The 19,037-nt window shown below is 31.9% G+C and carries 16 protein-coding genes and 1 tRNA gene; 11 read left to right on the forward strand and 6 right to left on the reverse strand.

Annotated features, from left to right (window positions below; genetic code table 11):
* Window positions 1-236: 236 nt before the first annotated feature.
* Together AC3WQX_RS09050 and AC3WQX_RS09055 are read left to right on the forward strand one after the other, a co-directional pair.
* The gene (locus AC3WQX_RS09050) at window positions 237-368 is read left to right on the forward strand and encodes a hypothetical protein (protein ID WP_002435053.1); all 132 of its coding nucleotides are present in this window, start codon (window positions 237-239) and stop codon (window positions 366-368) included.
* A 100-nt stretch (window positions 369-468) separates the two neighbouring features.
* Window positions 469-558 (forward strand) — tRNA-Thr (locus tag AC3WQX_RS09055).
* Between the two features lie 262 nt (window positions 559-820).
* On the opposite strand, the gene AC3WQX_RS09060 is transcribed toward AC3WQX_RS09055, so the two are convergent.
* Both AC3WQX_RS09060 and AC3WQX_RS09065 read right to left on the reverse strand, forming a co-directional pair.
* A complete protein-coding gene (locus AC3WQX_RS09060) occupies window positions 821-1,465 on the reverse strand; it encodes a hypothetical protein (RefSeq protein WP_030058887.1) in 645 nt (214 codons plus the stop codon).
* Window positions 1,466-2,002: 537 nt separating this feature from the next.
* The gene (locus AC3WQX_RS09065) at window positions 2,003-2,563 is read right to left on the reverse strand and encodes a TetR/AcrR family transcriptional regulator (RefSeq protein WP_030058885.1); all 561 of its coding nucleotides are present in this window, start codon (window positions 2,561-2,563) and stop codon (window positions 2,003-2,005) included.
* Between the two features lie 165 nt (window positions 2,564-2,728).
* Between AC3WQX_RS09065 and icaA the strand changes: the two genes are divergently transcribed.
* From icaA to icaC, 4 genes are read left to right on the forward strand one after another with little or no spacing between them, the layout of a single operon-like run.
* The gene (gene icaA / locus AC3WQX_RS09070) at window positions 2,729-3,967 is read left to right on the forward strand and encodes a poly-beta-1,6 N-acetyl-D-glucosamine synthase IcaA (protein WP_030058883.1); all 1,239 of its coding nucleotides are present in this window, start codon (window positions 2,729-2,731) and stop codon (window positions 3,965-3,967) included.
* Window positions 3,931-4,236: an intracellular adhesion protein IcaD gene (gene icaD, locus AC3WQX_RS09075; protein WP_023350944.1), complete on the forward strand. Its 306-nt coding sequence runs from the start codon at window positions 3,931-3,933 to the stop codon at window positions 4,234-4,236. Before icaA ends, icaD begins: the two co-directional genes overlap by 37 nt.
* Window positions 4,233-5,096, forward strand: a complete 864-nt coding sequence (icaB, locus tag AC3WQX_RS09080; protein ID WP_030058879.1) for an intercellular adhesin biosynthesis polysaccharide N-deacetylase — start codon at window positions 4,233-4,235, stop codon at window positions 5,094-5,096. Before icaD ends, icaB begins: the two co-directional genes overlap by 4 nt.
* Window positions 5,089-6,162: a polysaccharide intercellular adhesin biosynthesis/export protein IcaC gene (gene icaC, locus AC3WQX_RS09085; protein ID WP_002454230.1), complete on the forward strand. Its 1,074-nt coding sequence runs from the start codon at window positions 5,089-5,091 to the stop codon at window positions 6,160-6,162. Before icaB ends, icaC begins: the two co-directional genes overlap by 8 nt.
* A gap of 185 nt (window positions 6,163-6,347) precedes the next feature.
* Here icaC and lip read toward each other — a convergent pair whose 3' ends face one another.
* Entirely contained in the window at window positions 6,348-8,717 is a 2,370-nt protein-coding gene (lip, locus tag AC3WQX_RS09090; RefSeq protein WP_037550705.1) for a YSIRK-targeted triacylglycerol lipase, read from the reverse strand.
* 408 nt (window positions 8,718-9,125) lie between these two features.
* On the opposite strand from lip, the gene AC3WQX_RS09095 reads away from it, so the two are divergent.
* From AC3WQX_RS09095 to AC3WQX_RS09110, 4 genes are all read left to right on the forward strand, one after another.
* Complete coding sequence (locus AC3WQX_RS09095; RefSeq protein ID WP_030058874.1) at window positions 9,126-9,911, forward strand: arylamine N-acetyltransferase; 786 nt, start codon at window positions 9,126-9,128, stop codon at window positions 9,909-9,911.
* Between the two features lie 49 nt (window positions 9,912-9,960).
* Entirely contained in the window at window positions 9,961-12,216 is a 2,256-nt protein-coding gene (locus AC3WQX_RS09100) for an ATP-binding cassette domain-containing protein (RefSeq protein WP_030058872.1), read from the forward strand.
* Between the two features lie 670 nt (window positions 12,217-12,886).
* Window positions 12,887-13,477: a TetR/AcrR family transcriptional regulator gene (locus AC3WQX_RS09105; RefSeq protein ID WP_016898499.1), complete on the forward strand. Its 591-nt coding sequence runs from the start codon at window positions 12,887-12,889 to the stop codon at window positions 13,475-13,477.
* A 342-nt stretch (window positions 13,478-13,819) separates the two neighbouring features.
* The gene (locus tag AC3WQX_RS09110; RefSeq protein ID WP_002435036.1) at window positions 13,820-14,407 is read left to right on the forward strand and encodes a TetR/AcrR family transcriptional regulator; all 588 of its coding nucleotides are present in this window, start codon (window positions 13,820-13,822) and stop codon (window positions 14,405-14,407) included.
* Window positions 14,408-14,838: 431 nt separating this feature from the next.
* Here AC3WQX_RS09110 and pbp4 read toward each other — a convergent pair whose 3' ends face one another.
* The 3 genes from pbp4 to AC3WQX_RS09125 form a co-directional block, all read right to left on the reverse strand.
* Window positions 14,839-16,005, reverse strand: coding sequence for a penicillin-binding protein PBP4 (gene pbp4 / locus AC3WQX_RS09115; protein WP_030058870.1), 1,167 nt, complete (start codon window positions 16,003-16,005; stop codon window positions 14,839-14,841).
* Window positions 16,006-16,231: 226 nt separating this feature from the next.
* Complete coding sequence (locus AC3WQX_RS09120) at window positions 16,232-17,365, reverse strand: polysaccharide deacetylase family protein (RefSeq protein WP_030058868.1); 1,134 nt, start codon at window positions 17,363-17,365, stop codon at window positions 16,232-16,234.
* 253 nt (window positions 17,366-17,618) lie between these two features.
* Window positions 17,619-18,137, reverse strand: a complete 519-nt coding sequence (locus tag AC3WQX_RS09125; protein WP_023350937.1) for a GNAT family N-acetyltransferase — start codon at window positions 18,135-18,137, stop codon at window positions 17,619-17,621.
* Between the two features lie 362 nt (window positions 18,138-18,499).
* On the opposite strand from AC3WQX_RS09125, the gene AC3WQX_RS09130 reads away from it, so the two are divergent.
* Window positions 18,500-18,994 (forward strand): tubby C-terminal domain-like protein, encoded by a 495-nt coding sequence (locus AC3WQX_RS09130; RefSeq protein WP_023350936.1) that lies wholly within the window; start codon window positions 18,500-18,502, stop codon window positions 18,992-18,994.
* Window positions 18,995-19,037: the final 43 nt, after the last annotated feature.

Raw genomic sequence — 19,037 nt, forward strand, 5'->3', positions numbered from 1 at the left:
AATAAAATTAAGACAATTTTAGATAACGTGGTATTAAGCCAATTGTAAAATGATTAATTAAAATACTTTTTAATATAGATAAATTGAAATGCATATTCATAATTTTTGTCGATTTTGTGACAGCACATTCCAATTATATATTTATCTTCCCTATTGAAATAAATATTAACGACGACTTTTGAAAAATCACACTGTAACTGTTATGTTTATTTCAGTATTAAAATAGGAGGAGAATAATGAGTTCAACACCCACAGAGAAAAAGAAAAAACGAAAATTTGAATGGTTTTGGTGGTTCGTGGATATTATTATAGATCTTATTTACTATTTAATTATTGGTCTAGTTAAGGTATTTAAACAATGGAATTAATGAGTGTATGAAATTGGTATTTACATAAATTTAAAGAAAATAACATTTTTCTCTTTACAAAAGAATATGAGCGTTTTATAATAGTTAATGTTCTGATTTTGGAGGGATACTCAAGTCTGGCTTAAGAGGCCAATCATTCGTGATTGGTAGGAGCTTTTAGCTCGCGTTGGTTCAAATCCTTCTCCCTCCGCTACTTTATTAAAGGGCAAGTTCTTATTACAAGAACCTGCCCTTTTTTGTTTGCAATTTGATTTTGCAAAACCAAATTGAACGTGTTTCTTCTATTATATGGTATATATTTTAAGATTAGTTTTCTATTATATAAAAAGCCATAGCATGTTTTTAGAATTGGGTCAGAAACATAATTTTGAAAATTATCTTCATGGTCCTTATCTAAATGTTACACACTATGGCTTACTTAATTAAATCACATTGTTTACTTTTGTGATTATTTATTTATGTGGTTTGAACGTCTTTTGAGGTGCATAAATCGTTGTTTTGTATTTATCTGCAATTTTTTGTGTTTCTTGGTCTACTTTTTTCGCAAATGCTTTTTTAGACATTTGTGATGCATTTCCTACTTTTTTCTCTAATTCTGCATATTGAGCGCTTGTCATTCCTTTAGGTGCTACACCACCGTATGGACGGTCCCCTTGTTTAGTTTGTTGAGTATGAGGTTTGAACGTCTTTTGAGGTGCATAAATCGTTGTTTTGTATTTATCTGCAATTTTTTGTGTTTCACGATCGATTCTCTTGTTAAATACTGAGTTAGGCATCTCATTAGCATTACCAACATTATATTCTAATTCACTGTATTGCTCACTAGTCATACCTTTAGGAGGCATACCACCATATGGTCTAGATCCCATATTCGTACGTCCTTGTTTATCAAACTCTTTTAAAGCTTCCATTTTACCTTTATATTCTTTATTACTAATAGCTCCATCTTTTTTTAATTTTTTTAGTGATTCAACTTTTTCCTTATAAGTAGCGAAGTTGCCATGATGATAGTCGCTCGCATTTGCTACTCCTGTTACGCCTGATAAAGCAATCGTACCTGCTAATACTGCACTACTTAATAAAGTGACTTTCTTCATTAAACTGTAACCCCTTTCAGAAATTTTGAATTTTACATATTCTACGTTATCACAGATTTTTAATTATTTCATTTATGTTACATAATTTTTACCATATTTTTACATCATTGACTTGTAATTAAATTGCTTAATTAACTTTTATTTTTAAAAATTAAAAAAAAAGAGCACCCACAATGACGATTGTAGATGCTCAAATATATTATAAATTTTATTAACTAAATGTCTATGACTCATGTTTATAGGCTGTTTTCGATTATATATGAATTTAACAATCTTAATTAAGCCTCTATAATTTTAACTTAACTATAACTAGGTTCACGATCAAATTTTGAAATACTAAAATCACACTTATGAACAACTCTTATTAAATTTGAATTATTCAAATCTCCAAGTAATTGTATAAAATTCGAATTTTATTAGCTATAACTTTAGAGTCTCAATTTTTATATATATTGTCAACTATTTTTTGGTTTCAAAAAAATATGCAATGCAATTCCTTATAAAAATAAGAGATTTATTACATACTAGTTACCAAAATTATTTTTTTATAAACACATTTAATAAAGAATATACTTGGTCTTTATAGCAATTCTTATTTTCTTCAGTAACCCCGAATCTTTGTGAAAAGGACGCTCTCAGATACCAACTCTCTAAAAAAAGGAGTATCAAATTTTGAAAATCTTCTTTACCCATAGATATATTGGAGGAATCATAATATTTTATAATTTCACTATCTAGCACTTCATTAACTCCTAAGAGATGATTATGGATCTCTGAAGATAACTCTTCTGGTGCACTGGATAATTGGACGTATAACCTGATATACCTTTCATCAATATCAAATATAAATTCAAATAAAAACTGGTAAAGCCCATCTATAGAGTAGTTAGAATCGTTGTTGCTCTCAAGAATGAAAGTTTTAAAGTAATTAAAACAGTTTTCTACGCTTTTACGGTAAATTTCTTCTTTGTTGTCATAATGATAGTATAAACTCGCTTTCTTGATGTTTACACTTTTAGCGATATCATCAAGTGTAGTACCGTAATACCCCTTTTCAGAAAATAAGGTTATTGCATTATCAATAATCTTATTCTTCAATTCTAAAATCTCCCCCTTATTTAATTTAAATTCGTTATATTACAGGAAAATTAAGTTAAAATTACAAATATTACTGTTCAAGTATAACAACATTCTATTGCAAATTGAAACACTTTCGATTAGTATATGCGATACAGCCTAACTAACGAAAGGTAGGTAGATAAGTTGCAATTTTTTAACTTTTTACTTTTTTACCCCATTTTTATGTCCATTTACTGGATTGTTGGGGCGTTTTATTACTTTTTCACTAAAGAATTTCCTTTTAGTAAGAAGAAAGTAATCTCTAAAAACAAGGACCAGATTGAAGGTATCTCTTTCTTGCTGGCCTGTTACAACGAGAGCGAAACTGTTAGAGATACACTCTCAAATGTGTTGGCTCTCAACTATCCAAAAAAAGAAATCATCATCATAAATGATGGTAGTTCAGATAATACCGCTGAAATTATTTATGAGATGAAGCAACATCACGACTTTAAATTTGTTGATTTACAGGTAAATAGAGGAAAAGCTAACGCTTTAAACGAAGGCGTCAAACATTCTTCATATGATTACGTCATGTGTTTGGATGCAGACACAATCGTTAATCAAGATGCGCCATATTATATGATGGATAACTTTAAACAAGATCCTAAACTAGGTGCTGTTACAGGTAATCCACGTATACGTAATAAAAGTTCTATATTGGGGAAAATTCAGACGATAGAATACGCAAGCTTAATTGGATGTATCAAACGTAGTCAATCACTTGCTGGTGCCATTAATACTATTTCTGGAGTGTTTACATTATTTAAAAAAAGTGCACTTAAAGAAGTTGGTTATTGGGATACTGATATGATTACTGAGGATATTGCTGTTTCGTGGAAACTGCATCTTGCAGATTTTCGTATTAATTATGAACCACGTGCCATGTGTTGGATGTTAGTACCTGAAACGGTTGGGGGGCTATGGAAACAACGTTTGCGATGGGCTCAAGGTGGACATGAAGTTCTATTAAGAGATTTTTGGGCAACAATGAAATCTAAAAAATTATCGCTCTATATCCTCATGTTTGAACAAATAGTTTCAATTATTTGGGTTTATATGATTTTGCTGTACTTAGCATTTCTATTAATGACAGCAAACTTCTTAGATTACACATATTTGAAGTATAGTTTTTCAATATTTTTCCTATCATCATTTACGATGACCTTTATCAATATTATTCAATTTACAGTTGCTTTGTTTATAGACAGTCGCTACGAAAAGAAAAATATCGCTGGTTTAATATTTGTGAGTTGGTATCCGACAATCTATTGGATTATCAATGCCGCCGTTGTCATTTTCGCATTTCCTAAAGCATTAAAAAGAAAGAAAGGTGGCTATGCTACATGGTCAAGCCCAGACAGAGGAAATATCCAACGGTAAAATCGTCGTTGAATATAGTTAGGGAGAGCTTATTCATTGCGATATCTTGTGCATTTTGGATTTATTGCGTAGTCGTTATGATTGTATATATCGGAACGCTAATCAATTCTCAAGTGGAAAGTGTGATAACAATACGTATCGCTCTTAACGTGGAGAATATTGAAATTTATAAGATCTTTGAATTAATGGGATTATTTTCAATTATCATTTTCCTATTCTTCACATTTAGTTTGATTTTCCAAAAAATTAAGAAAGGTCGTGAAGTATGAAACCTTTCAAATTCATCTTCATTAGCTTAGTAGTGATGTTAGTAATGACGAATGTAACACCTAGCTTTCATCATTATGCACAAGCCGATGAAGACCACAAGAAGTTAAAGTATAAGAAGAATAGCGCTTTAGCGTTAAACTATCACAGAGTGAGAAAAAATGACCCGTTAAATGACTTTATTACGATTTTCTCTAGTAGTAAGGAAATTAAAAATTATAGTGTGACAGATAAAGAATTTGAATCACAAATCAAGTGGCTTAAGAAACATGATGCAAAGTTTCTTACTTTGAAAGAGTTTTTGAAGTATAAACAGAAAGGGAAGTTTCCAAAACGTAGCGTATGGATAAATTTCGATGATATGGATAAGACAATTTATCAAAATGCTTATCCAGTACTAAAAAAATATAAAATTCCTGCAACTGGCTTCGTGATTACAGGACACGTTGGAGAGAAGAATTTTCATAATTTGGATATGATCACGCAGCCTCAATTATCAAAAATGTATCGTTCAGGACTTTGGGACTTTGAAACACACACGAATGATTTACATTCTCTTAAGAAAGGAAATAAATCTAAATTTCTAGAGGCGTCTAATGTGTCTGCTATTAAAGACATTGAAGTAAGTGAAGATGAACTAAAATCGAAGTTTGGTAAAACACAACATGCCATTGCTTACCCCTACGGTCTAATCAATAATAGTAAAATTCAAGCTTCTAAAGATGCAGGTATGAAATACGGATTTACATTGAAGGAGCAAGCAGTCACTCCTCATGATAATAATTATAAAATTCCACGTATTTTAGTAAGTAACGACGCATTCGAAACTTTAATTAAGAAATGGGACGGTTTCCATGAATAAAAATAGACTTGAATTAGTATATTTACGTACTTTTATTTGCATCATTATTATAGTGACACACTTATTAACTCAAATCACACTAGAACATGAACATTTGTCAGGGAGTTCTCTTGTTCTACAATATTATATTCGGAATATAGTTATCTTTGGAACTCCAAGTTTTATTGTATTATCACAGTTGCTAACAACATTAAATTATAAATCTGTAAGCGTACAATATTTGATTTCTCGGTTCAAATATATCTTTATTCCATATTTATTAGTGGGATTATTCTATAGTTATAGTGAATCATTATTGACTGCTTCTTCTTTCAAAAAGCAATTTTTTGAAAATGTAATATTAGGGCAATGGTACGGTTATTTCATCATTATCATCATGCAATTCTTCATATTATCTTACTTAATTTATAAAATTAATTATAAACTGTTTAACAGTAAGATATTATTAGTATTAGCATTTGTAGTACAACAAACATTTTTATACTACTTTAATCATAGTGATGCTTTCCATACATTTGTAAAACATTACTATCCTTTAAGTGAAAATACGATGATATTAGGATGGATTTTTTATTTCTTTTTAGGTGGTTTCATAGGATATAACTATCAACGTGTCCTATCATTCTTAGAAAAATATCTCGTTATCATGATTATGTTAGCTTTAGGTTCATATGTATTATTTATAGCACTTTCAGGTGATGATTATTGGAATGTAACAAGCTTCACTTATTCACTTACGTTATACAATAGTATTATGTTCTTTGTGCTTATTGGCATTTGTGCGCATTTTAAAACGATGCTATTAAACACGGTTCAAATGATAAGCGCATTTTCGTTTTTCATCTATTTATTACATCCAATTATCTTAGATTCACTATTTGCTTATACCAATATCTTTGAAGATAACACGGTCGTCTTCTTAGCGGTTTCCTTGTTAATGATTATCGGAATATGTATTGGTGTTGGCATGATGTTAAGAGAATTTTATATTTTTAGATTTGTTATTGGCAAACAACCGTATAAGCTACAATTTAATAACTATCAACCTAGTTGGAAATCACACTAATGTTGAAAAAGCCTCCCACAGAGATATAATAACTGGATCTCTGTGGGAGGCTTTATGTAAAGCTGTTATCTCATTATGAGAATAATGTTTTTAAGACTTTGAAAAATGAGCCGATTAATTGAAATACATCACCTGTCATTGGATTCACTCCTTTTTAAATAATTTTTAAAATTCATGTTTCATCGTTATGCTTTTTTAGTTGATGTCAGTTTTTCACTTTGAACTAAATCATCTGCAAGTCCATGCCAGAATTGTTGTAGTTCCTCTCTTGAGCGTACTGTATCTGAGCTATCTTGTCCAACAAAGTCCACATGATCCCAGTCATGTTTAGTTGGTGTCACTTGCCATACACCTTTTTGATTTTGGTCTGTAGCTTCAACATATTTTTGATTGAATGGATGTTGAGAAGAAATAACTGATACTAAACCGTCATTTTCTCTCCATTCTTTCTCTTTAGCTTTACCAATAACATTGGCAGTTACCGTGAATGGGAAGAAAAGATTTAAATCTGCTTTTTGTCTACCAAATAGACCTTTATGCGTAGATTCACCTGTATATGTTTTATAAACAATATTAGGATTTAATGATGTTTTACGGTTAAGGTCAGTCGCACCATCACGAGTTAAATCATTGAAACCATTATCTTTAGATTTCCATAATTTAGATTTTTGAACTCTCTTCACATAATCAATACGTGATTCGTTTGGTTTTTGTTTAAGACCCCATTGTGATAATCCAAAGTCTACGCGAGAGTTTTTATTACCGAATGCTCTTCCTAAATCATACACAACTTGACGTACTAGCGCTTCATTACCCAATTCATCTGATGCGTGCGTACCATTATGTGGTGTACCTAAAGTTGTGATTGAAGAAACCATATTGTCATTATTACCTTTATATAATGGAGAAATTTCGCCACCATGTTCTTTTTGATATTTAACTTCTTCAGGATTTCCGTTTCTTAGTAACTCTTCTAATTGACGGATTGTTTGACCACCCATACTATGTCCGACAAGATGAACTTTTTGGCCTGGTTTCCAATCTTTGTATACACCTTCATATGTTTTACCGTAACGTTTATGACCATATTTCGCAGCATGTGCGGCACCATAATCTACACGGCCACCTTTAATATAGTAATATAGTTCAACTGCGCGATCGTAGTTACTACCAAATGCACTAATACTTGCTTCATAAGATTTATAACCATTCTCTTCTAAATCTTGACGGATATTCATTTTATCGCCGCCCCAATAATGTGCAAGCACTGAAGGATTGATATCATCAGTGAAACCATTGAAACCGTGAACTAAGATGATTGGATCATGATTTTTATATTGGCTTTGTTTAGCCGCTTTATTTGTTTGATCTTTCTGTTGTTTCGTTGTTTGTTGCTTAGATTTTTTATTTGTAGTAGCTACAGCATTACTCTTAAGCGTACCTAATCCATCTTTAGAATCTTTATCATTGTTAGATGATTCATCTTTCTCAGATTTAGGATTTGCTTTGTCACTTACACTCAATGCTTGCGTTTTGTGGTTATCTGTTTCAGCTGGAGTCTCTTCTGAAGTTGCTTCGTCTTGCGCTGACACTTTTTGCTGTTCTTCTGCATCATTTTCTTTATCTTGTTGTGATGCTTTTGGTTTTGTTGCAGTTGCAGTCGCAGTTTGAGTTTGAGTTTGATCTTTATCAGTTTGAGAAGCTTCAGTTTCATCTTTAGCTTGATTTTTTACTGCTCTGTCTGATTGAGTTGTCTCTTTATCTGAAGATAAGTCGTCTTTTTGTTGGTTATTTTGAGTGACTTTTTGTGAATCTTTTTGTGAATCTGATACTTCTTCTGTTTTATCTTCAGTTTTTGGATTGTCTTGTTTTAGATTATCTTGAGTCTCAGATGAATCTTTTTCACTTTCTTGATTTTGATTCACTTCTGGTTTAGATTGAGTTGATTTATCTTCATCAGATTTTTCTGTTGGTTGTGTTTGAACATCCGTTTGTTCTTCTGTTTGTTCAGATTTTGAGTCCGCTTGGTTAGCATCCTCTTGCTTTGCGTCCTTTTTACTATTATCTACTTGTGAATCCTCACTAGATTCCACTTGTTCATCTGATGACTTAGTTGAATTTTGAGTTGCATCTTGTGCAGAAGTTTGTTCCTCTTTACCTTGTTCTTCAGTAGACTTCGTTTGTTCTGTATTTTGTGCTGAATTTTGTTCTTCAGTTTCTGAATCTTGTTGTTCAGTGTTTTGATTATTTTCATTATGTAAGCTTGTTTGATTATCATTAGCATTTTCGCTATTATCTTTTTCAACATTTGGCTGTTCAGACGTAGTTTCTTTAGCTGATTGAGACGCGTCATCCTCTGTCGCCTGTTGCCCATTTGAATCTTCATTTTCATCCCCAATAGATTGTGCTGTTGCCTTCTCAGGATTTCCCTGTTCCTGATTTTGTTCGGCCGCTTGTGCTGAGCCTCCACCCATAAATAATAAAGCTGCGATTAAGATGGATGATGCCCCCACACTAAATTTACGAATACTATACTTGTTTTGTCTTGTTTTCATAGTAAGCACCTCTCTATTTGTTTATTTTTGAAAAATGAACTCCACAATAGCGTATTTCTAAATAAATAGATTTACGATTGCGCGTGGTAATAATTCAAAGATCTTGCTAAATATCGCTTTAATAGCTTCCATAATGACCATCCTTTCCATCGTTCAGAAAGCGTTTTCAATTATTATGAAAAATTTTTCTCACACACTCTTTATATAAAAAGTATATAAGAATCAAAACACTATTCTTTTCGATTTAATTTAAAACAAATATTACGAGATAATTGCAGTTTTGTCAATAATTATACACAATTAAATCAAGCATTATAAAGCCGATTAAACCTATAAACTTACATATTAATGGGTGTCTTTTTTAAAATAGAGATGAGTGTGAAAATAAAAATTGTAGGAGGATGAAATATGGAACTATCGCAGTTTGAAAGCTATTTAAATATTGATTCTTCTCGTTATAACAATATTGATAAAGCCTCGCTAGATTATTATATGGAACGTTATATGATGACTGTTCCGTTTGAAAATATTAACGTTCAAAATCAAGTTCCTATCTCTGTTAATATTAATGATTTATTGGACAAAGTTATAAACCAACATCGCGGTGGGTTCTGTTATGAAATGAACCACTTGTTCGGAACGTACTTAGAGAAAAAAGGTTTTGATGTCCATCGAGCTTCTGGAACAGTTCATACTCCAGATGGCGGTGTTGCTTTAGAAGGCTCACATATGTCTTTATACACAATTTTAAATGATACTTATTATGTGACAGACGTTGGGTTTGGTGACTTACCTCTACATGCAATCCCGATTTCACATCCGTCTCAACCAGTGAGTATTTCTGATATCAATGGAGAATTTCGCGCAATTTTTGACAAAGAAGACTGCTATCATGTTCAAAAATTGAAAAATAATAAATGGACTACTCTATATCACGCCTACTTAGAGCGTCAATCAATTCAAGATTTCAGCGATAAAATCATTTATAACGAGAGTAATCCAAACTCTATCTTTGTTAAGCAGCTATTAATCACACAACCACAGTCATTTGGACGTGCGACGATGACACATCAAAGTCTTACGTTAACTTCACAAAGTTCTAAAGAAAAATGTGAGGTATCGTCCGACAATTATAAGTATTTTCTAAAGAAATATTTTAATCTTAATATCACGATTGATAGACTTGAACAGTAGTAATATTTTAGTGTACCTGGGGTATGTATTAAGTAATGAGGTGAATTCCATGTCACAAATTGAAATCATAGGCGCTAGACAAAATAATTTAAAAAATATCGATGTTAATATACCGAAACATCAATTAATTGTATTTACAGGGCGGTCAGGCTCAGGTAAGTCTTCACTAGTATTTAATACCATTGCTGCTGAATCTGAACGTCTATTAAATGAAACATACTCAAGTTATGTTCAACATCAACTCACACAATATGAAAAACCAGACGTCGATCAAATCAATCACCTTCCCGTTGCAATGATTATTAATCAGAAACGCCTAGGTGGTAATTCACGTTCGACGGTAGGAACTATTTCTGATATTTATGCTTCTGTGAGATTGTTATGGTCAAGAATAGGAGAACCTTTTGTTGGTTATTCTGATATTTTCTCATTTAATAATCCGAAAGGTATGTGTGAAACATGTTCAGGATTAGGTTATGTTGAAGACATTGATTTAAATGAGTTACTTGATTTTGATAAATCGCTCAATGAAGATGCCATTAAATTCCCGTCGTTTAGACCCGATAGTTGGCGAGGTAAAAGATATCTTTATACAGGTCTATTTGATAATGATAAAAAGTTAAAAGATTATACAAAAGAAGAATTGGATACTTTTTTATATACAGAACCTACAAAGTTGAAGAATCCGCCATCAAATTGGCCTAGAACAGCTAAATTTGAAGGTCTAATTCATCGTTTCAGACGCTCTTTCTTACTAAATGATAACTTTGAGAAGAAACGCTTCAAAGCTGATATTGATCGAGTCGTTACTAAGCATGATTGCCCTTCATGTCATGGTAAAAGGCTTAATGATAAAGTGTTGAGTTGTAAAATCAATGGCTTAAACATTGCTGAATTTACAGATTTACCCATTGATGAGGCTGTTCATTTTCTAGAAAAAATAGATTCAAACACAGCAAAAGTGATTATCGAACCTTTAAAACAACAACTACAAGCATTAAGCTATATAGGTTTGAATTACCTAACGTTATCTCGTGAAACGACAACGCTTTCCGGTGGCGAATCTCAACGGATAAAACTTATTCGCCATTTAAATAGTCCATTAAGTGATTTAGTTTACATCATCGATGAACCGAGTGTAGGACTTCACCCAGAAGATATTCAGAGAATTAATGACATGATTGAATCACTTAAACAAAAAGGTAATACGGTGATCGTTGTTGAACACGACCCTGATGTTATTCAAACGGCTGACCACATTATTGATATAGGTCCGAATGCAGGCAAAGATGGTGGAGAGATTATGTTTGAAGGAAGTTATCAAGACCTTCTCACATCTCAGACGAGCACAGGTCAAGCTTTAAACAGAACACATCAACTTAAAGACCATCCTAGAGCAACTCATGACATGTTTAATATTGAGAATATTTCACGTAACAATTTAAATCATATTTCAACTCAATTACCAAAACATGCGATGACCGTAGTTACTGGTGTGGCTGGCTCAGGTAAGAGTTCCCTTATCTCAGCAGCCTTTGAACAAGAGCAACGTGCTATCTTCATCGATCAGAAACCGCCTCACGCATCGAATCGCTCTAATTTACTCACATACTTAGATATCTTCGATGAGGTAAGAAGTTTCTTTAGTCAACATACTGGTATGAAGAAAAGTATGTTTAGCTATAATTCTGAGGGCGCTTGCCCTGAATGTAATGGTAAAGGCGTACTTAAGACCGAACTCGCATTTATGCCAGACTTTTCTCAAGTGTGTGAGATGTGTGGTGGCACAAGATATCGCCCTGAAGTATTACAGGCGAAGGTAGAGGGATATTCTATCGCAGATATACTTGCCCTTACTGTAAGTGAAGCCATCTCTCAATTTGAAGGTCAAGACAGTATCACTCGTCCGCTTCAAGCGTTGGCTAACACAGGACTTCAATATATGACATTAGGACAATCTTTAGATACATTGTCAGGCGGTGAAATTCAACGCGTTAAACTAAGTCGCTATTTAACTGAAGATGTACACGATTATATTTTTATTTTTGATGAACCAACGACGGGGCTTCATGAAGATGATTTACCTGTACTGATTGATTGCTTCAATCATTTAATTGACGATCATAACACGGTTATTCTTATCGAACATAATTTAACGATGATGACACAAGCTGACTGGTTTATCGATATAGGCCCTTATGCTGGAGATAAAGGTGGACAACTATTGTATAGTGGTCAGCCTGCGGGACTTTTAAATATTAAAAATTCAGTAACCGCTAAACACTTAAAAAGATATATCCTTTAACTGAAAAAGCTCGGCGATGATTTATCATCTAATCAACGTCGAGCTAAAATTTTATTCTATATCTAAATTTTTCAAATTTACTATTGTTTAATATATTGTCGTTCATCAAGTGAACATTTTTATAATGATGTATTCCTTCTGCACTTGAGTAAAATATTAATTTTAAAAAAACCTGTGAAATATGTGGTCAAAGGGACGATTCGCCTTGTTTGAATCTACTGGATATATTATTCTAAAAGTAGTTATACATATATTTATTAAATACTTATAAATATTAAAACTTTCACCGATACATTTTTTAAAAATCCACAAAAAAAGCAAAATACCAATCGATAACGATCAGCATTTTGCTTTACACACGCAATAACTAGAGATACTTGACTACATTAATACACAAAAATTTAGGGATACAGCAATTAAGCTGTTTAAGTGATTTTGAGAAAAATAAAAAAGTATACTCTAATTACCACACAAAACATACTAACCCACAAAGCCCAATTAAATGAGTTAGTATGGCTTACATAGTAATACCATTGCTTTGAACATGTTAATTAAATTATTATTACAAAAGTTATTATACCAACTTAAATTCAAACAATGTATATCCAAATTAAGCTATCTGATACTTATGTGACATTTAATCAAAAATGTCTCTTTTTAGAGGTGTATAATGAAGAGTAAAGATTTGCGTGTAGAAAAAACAGAAAAAGCTCTATTAGATGCTTTATTTGAAACTTTAAGAACAAAAGAGTTCAATCAAATAACAGTGCAAGATTTGTGCGATAAAGCTCTCGTAAGACGTTCAACGTTTTACCGACGTTTTGATGATAAATACGATTTGCTTAAGTTATTAATACGAAAATTAATTTTCAGAGTAAGAGAGAAGCATTTCTCAACATTAAACCCTGAGAATCCTAGAGCTCATTTCGAAAAGGTCATTCACGAATCATTACAATATCTATATAATCATAAGTCTATTGTTCAAAATGTATTAACATTAGCGCTTTATGATGAAGTGACCGATATTATATTCAAACAATTATATGAAGGGATGAAAGCACAAATACAGTTTGAAATACAGCACGGCGTTGAGTTCGATGTCGATATAGAAATACTTGCTGAATTTATAACCGGGGGAATATTGAGAACAATGTATGCTTGGATTCAAGATGGTCAAGAACGTTCGATCAATGAGTTAACTAAAGAAATGGTGACCCTACTTGATGGCGTGCATAACTATCATACTAAAGGTGAAAATTAAGAGGAAATCATGATGAATAATTATGTTCGTCATGATTCCCTCTCGATTAAATGCTTTCCCATAAAAGCCAAGTGAATACTGACTTGATCATTTAAAATCTCCTTCTTATATTTTAACAACCCTTCTCTAATTACGAATAAATATTTGTATAACTAAATTATATATTTTGTTATCACATATAATAGTAGTAAACTATAACTATACTTTAGTTAATTAATAAGTCAGAGACTTTAACTAACAATAATTATACATCGGCTTCAATTTTATTGAGTAGCCAAAATACAAAAAATGTCGCTTAAGTCACACAGATTTTGAAGTGTCCGATTAATGAGGTGAACAATAATGAATAGCAATGATTTACGTGTTAAGAAGACACAACGTGCTCTAATGGATTCATTTTTAGAATTACTTAAAACTAAAAATTTTAGTCAGATTACAGTTCAAGATTTGTGTGATCGTGCTATGGTACGACGCTCTACTTTTTATCGTCACTATAGTGATAAATACGATTTATTAAACCAAGTCTTAGCCAACTTTTCCAATAGTTTGCATGAATCTCATTCAGAGAGTTTATTAGTCAAACAGCCTAAATCATATTTTGAAAATATCGTTAGAGATACGCTTTATTTTTTAATTGAAAATCGAGAAACGATTCAAAGTATCTTTACTATATCGTATTATGATGAAGTGACACGTATCGTCTATACGCAACTTTATAAAGGTGTAGAGAGACAAGTTAATTTCGACATAAGGCACGGTATACGTTTCACTATTGATTTAGAAGTTTATAAAGAATTTATAGCAGGTGGTATATTACGTATCATTTATGCTTGGCTTAAAGAAGGTCAAGAACGATCTGTTGATGAGTTAACTATAGAGGTAGTTAAAATAATCAATGGTATCAGAGAAACAAATATAAAGAAGTTCTAAACTATATTCATAAAAGAGAGGGATTGAAAACACATCTATATAAAGATAGTTTTGCAATCCCTCATCTATTTATCAAGAATGATTATGAATCTTCAGAAGAAACTATAATAGAGGTTTCAATCATTAATGTCTAGCCATCCAAGGTCTTCCTTGTATGGCTTTTTTACGTCTAGTTTTGGGTGAATTTGTTTTAGGAACAACCCGAGGTTCATGCCCTCTTTCAATACGTTTCTTTAACTTGCTATCCTTTTATTAAGTTTAAAAGGCATTAAAGACACGTATTGCTATTTTCATTATAGTGCGGACACTATGCGTAATCATGTTGAACGTTCATCGAGTGTCTTATAGTCAATGCACCACACTTTTGGCAATCATAAGTAATAAATAAAATATAGCGCTTTTGTAGATCAATAAAAAAGTTATCGCATTATTCAATGCGATAACCATCCAAATAAGCCACTACTTTTCTTTTCAGCTTTTACCGATGGATAAGAAGCGCCATCTAGAAAATGTCGTTGATAGTGAACGTAAGCATTCCCTTTATCATTAATCGCAATATACCATTTTTTATGTTTAGGTACGACGTCATATAAGTCTTTTTTTACTGTGTATTTTTTGCCATCAATTTGATGTTCACCTTTAGATAACACCTTTTTATATTCATATTGCTTCCGATAATATTTCATCATATCATTCGCAATTTCATTACGATTTAATTTAGCTGTTTCACTAGGATATGGTGTAACATCTAAAATCGTCTCATTTAATCTCAAACCATGTTGCTTATTGGTTAAAGCTAAACTATATCCGGAATCACTCGTACCAGTCTTGAGTCCGTCAGTCCCTTTATAATATTTCGGCTGACCTTTCAAAGATAAATTCGTAGATTCAAATGATTGTCCTTTTTGTGTATCTGATTTATTTTGTGTGGTTTTAAGTATTTCAGGGTGCTCTTTGATCATGTGATACATCATGATATTCATATCTTTAGACGTACTGGAAGTCTTCCCTTGTTTCTTATACTTTTGAGGTGCGCTAGATCCTAACAACTCAGTATCTGCTCCAGCTGGACTTGTAAAGTGTGTGTCTTTCATGTGAAATGTTTTAGCCTGCTGATTCATTTTATCTGTAAAAGTAGAAGTCGAACCTGATACCTTTTCGCCTAGAATTAAAGCAGCAGCATTACTTGAAGCTAAAGCTGTTTGGCTCAATATATCTTTAACAGTATATGTTTGTCCTGCTTTTAACGGTACCGAAGAAAGGTTAGACTTTTGAGATAATTGCGCTTGTTTAGATGTGATTTTTATTTTATCTTTCATATGTATTTTTCCTGATTTAACTGCATCCAATGTTAAATACATTGTCATCATTTTAGTTAAAGAGGCAGGATCTACTTTTTTATTTTCGTTGTAATTGTATAAAATTTGACCTTGCTTTGTAGTGAGCGTGAGTGATTGAGGTTCATATTGAGTTGAAATATTAGCATTTTCTTCTTTATTGACTAGAGGTGTGGGCTTTTCTACTGCATAACTTTGAGAAGTTAAAAGTAATGATGTTAATCCTATCGTGCCTGTTATATATAGTATTCTTCGAAACATCGTATCACCTGATTTCATTTTTCTAATATTCTTGTTAGTTTATGTACTTTACATATACTTATATCAAGTTTTACTCAACTTTTCAAAAATACCGAATACACGCGCATATGTAAAACAGGCTAGGACATAACGTTAATGTCTTAGCCTGTTTACTTGTTATGAGTAATTATCTGAATGAAATTATGAAAGTAAATAATTCGCATAACTTCATCTTATTAACGAATATTTATTCTTGTTGATAATCTTTATTCCCTTTAAAGTAACTGCGATCTTGTTTATCATAAACCTTCTCAGGATTCATAAAAGGCTTTAATTTATCTTTAAAATCGTATAAGTTCAGACCATCTACTGCAACTCTATCTTGATATACATTATCTGGTTCAACATCGGTAAAGTTATTAGGTCCTACTCCAGCCAAATATTTAAAGTGACCTTCTTTAATCAGATAGTTATATGCTGGCGTATCTCTATCTTGTGCACCATGGGGGAAAATAAATAAATCAGTTTTACCTATAATTGGTGTCACTTCTTTCTCCCAACGTTTTGTATCTTTAACAATTCCTTCATAAGATGATTGTTCAAAATTAATATGTCCATATGAATGACTGGCAAATGTCCAACCATCTCTTTTCATAGCATCAGCTACTTCTGTTGCTTTAGCTTTACGGTCCTTATAATGCTTACTATCTGTTTCATTTGTACGATATCCTAAAACGCCATTATATCCTGTTAATGCAACTACACCTTTTTGTCCATTTAAAGAGAAATCAGGGTGTTTTTTAACAAAGTCATTTAATATTGGAACGATATCATCGTCTTTAGAATGTGTTACTTTGCCATTCTTTTGCTTCGTTTCTGATACAACATGTTTGTTTTTATCTAAAACTAATCTGTCGGCATACCCTTTTCCACGCATGTACTCATAATAGTTCATGTCGTCGATAGATAGTATTAATGGTTTTTTACCTTTAGGTAATTTTAACTTCTTCTTATTTATCGTTTTTGCTTTTAAATCATAAGCATCGTGTGGATCAATTAAAATATAATTTCTTTTATGTAACTCTTCTAGAGATTTTTTAAATTCGTTAGCTGTAATCATCCAGTCGTTATTACCTTTGGCTTCTTGTGGGCTCCCCGAAAATGCCACTTTAGCGTCAGTAATAAGTGGATGATAAAAGATATGGTATATTTCACCATCGTATGTTTGCCAATCTTTAGTCATTTTTGATTGATGACTTGCATACATATTTTCATTTTCACTATCTTCAGTGTGAGAATCTTTCTGTTTTGAGCATCCTTCTAAAATGAATACCATCAACACAATAGAAACAAAAAATAAATATAAAGTCTTTCTCATTATCTCATCCCTCAAATTAATATCATCATACAATAATCAATATAACATTAATGAGGTGTACAATATTATTAAATATATCTTAATTTTATTTTGATTTAATGTTAATATAAAAAACTATCGCTTTATATTCACTTTAAGAGTTCAAACGAATAATGAGTTTAAACATATATCTATGTATCAGGCTGACTAAACAATGATTTGAATACGCATAAAAAAAGAGCGAGATAAAAATTATCTCACTCAATAACGTAAATATTTACAAAGGAACATTTAACTGTTGCTTAAAATAACAACGATCCCCATCATTTATAATATTATTCCACGTATCATTTAATTCATATCCTAAACGTTCGGCAAGCTTAATAGAAGATTCATTGACTTGATTCGTTCGTATAAGTTTTGGTGTTACTGCATCAAATTGTTTCATCCATCGTGATATCATTTCGATTGCTTCAGTAGCTAATCCTTCACCTGTATATTTTGGAAAAAGTCTATAATACAAGTTTAAGAATAATTGATAATTAATGGTGCGGTATTCAAAACCACTCATCCCTACTAATTCTCCAGTATCTTTGGCTATTAACATAAAGTATCCAAAGTCATTTTCTTCCCAATGTCTTCTCCAACCTTTTATAAATCCTTTAGTAATATCTTTGTTCTCGTGTATACCTTTAGGAGTGTATTTTGTTGATTCATTATTCGTATGTAGTTGGAAAAGCGCATCAAGATGCTCAATATCTGGTTTTAATAAGTAAAGTCTATCGGTTTCTAACATATACTCACCACCTCAATTTGTTTATTACTGACTTTTTAGCATATACCCTTTTTTCTACCTTTTATTTAAAACTAGTCATAAATTCAACGTTGAGCTAGCATGCAGGATGTCTTACCTCAGACAAACCTAAGCCTCACACCCTCACCTACAAATGTATGACTTAATGAGAAATTTTTAGCTAACTCATTTACACATTAAAACTCTATGCGACGACATAGCCACGCTCGTTAAACTATCTCGTATAGTGTTTTATTTTATTTAGATCTATTTAATTTAAAAAAATTTATGATTTTAGTTTTTATTTTCCTAAAAATAGGGAATGTATTTATAATGAAAATTTACAAATCGAAGGTTGATGAAGGATGATTACTTATACACTCAGCAATTACTTTGATACGAGATGGAAAACGATGTATGACGATGGGAATCCCTATTTATACATACGTAAATCGTACCCTAACCCCTTTATTAAAGGATTAGACATTATTATTCCTCAAGCAGGAATATATACCTCTTATGTCGTTAGGGATTTAGAGAAAAATGTAATATTTACTTCTAAATGTATTCCAAATTTTAGAAACTTTAGAGAGATTCATTGTAATTACAGAGGTACTCATATTGAGATGAAAGAGTTCACATTGGTGAACAAACCGGTTAAATTCACTTATGATAATGAAGATTATTTTATTAAAAAGACGAGCCCAGAAACATGTACTATTACGAATTATGAGAATGAAAAACTATCTCATTGGGCTAAAAATGAAGGACAAGTGAGCTTCCATATTTTAGATGAAAGTAGTAAACCAATAGAAGAGTTATTAATCATACTCTCTCATGCATTAATGAATAAAATTTGAGGCTGTGCATAAATGATTGTCGCAGTCTTATTTTTTAATATAT

Source organism: Staphylococcus sp. FW104-15G4D (genome assembly GCF_058790135.1).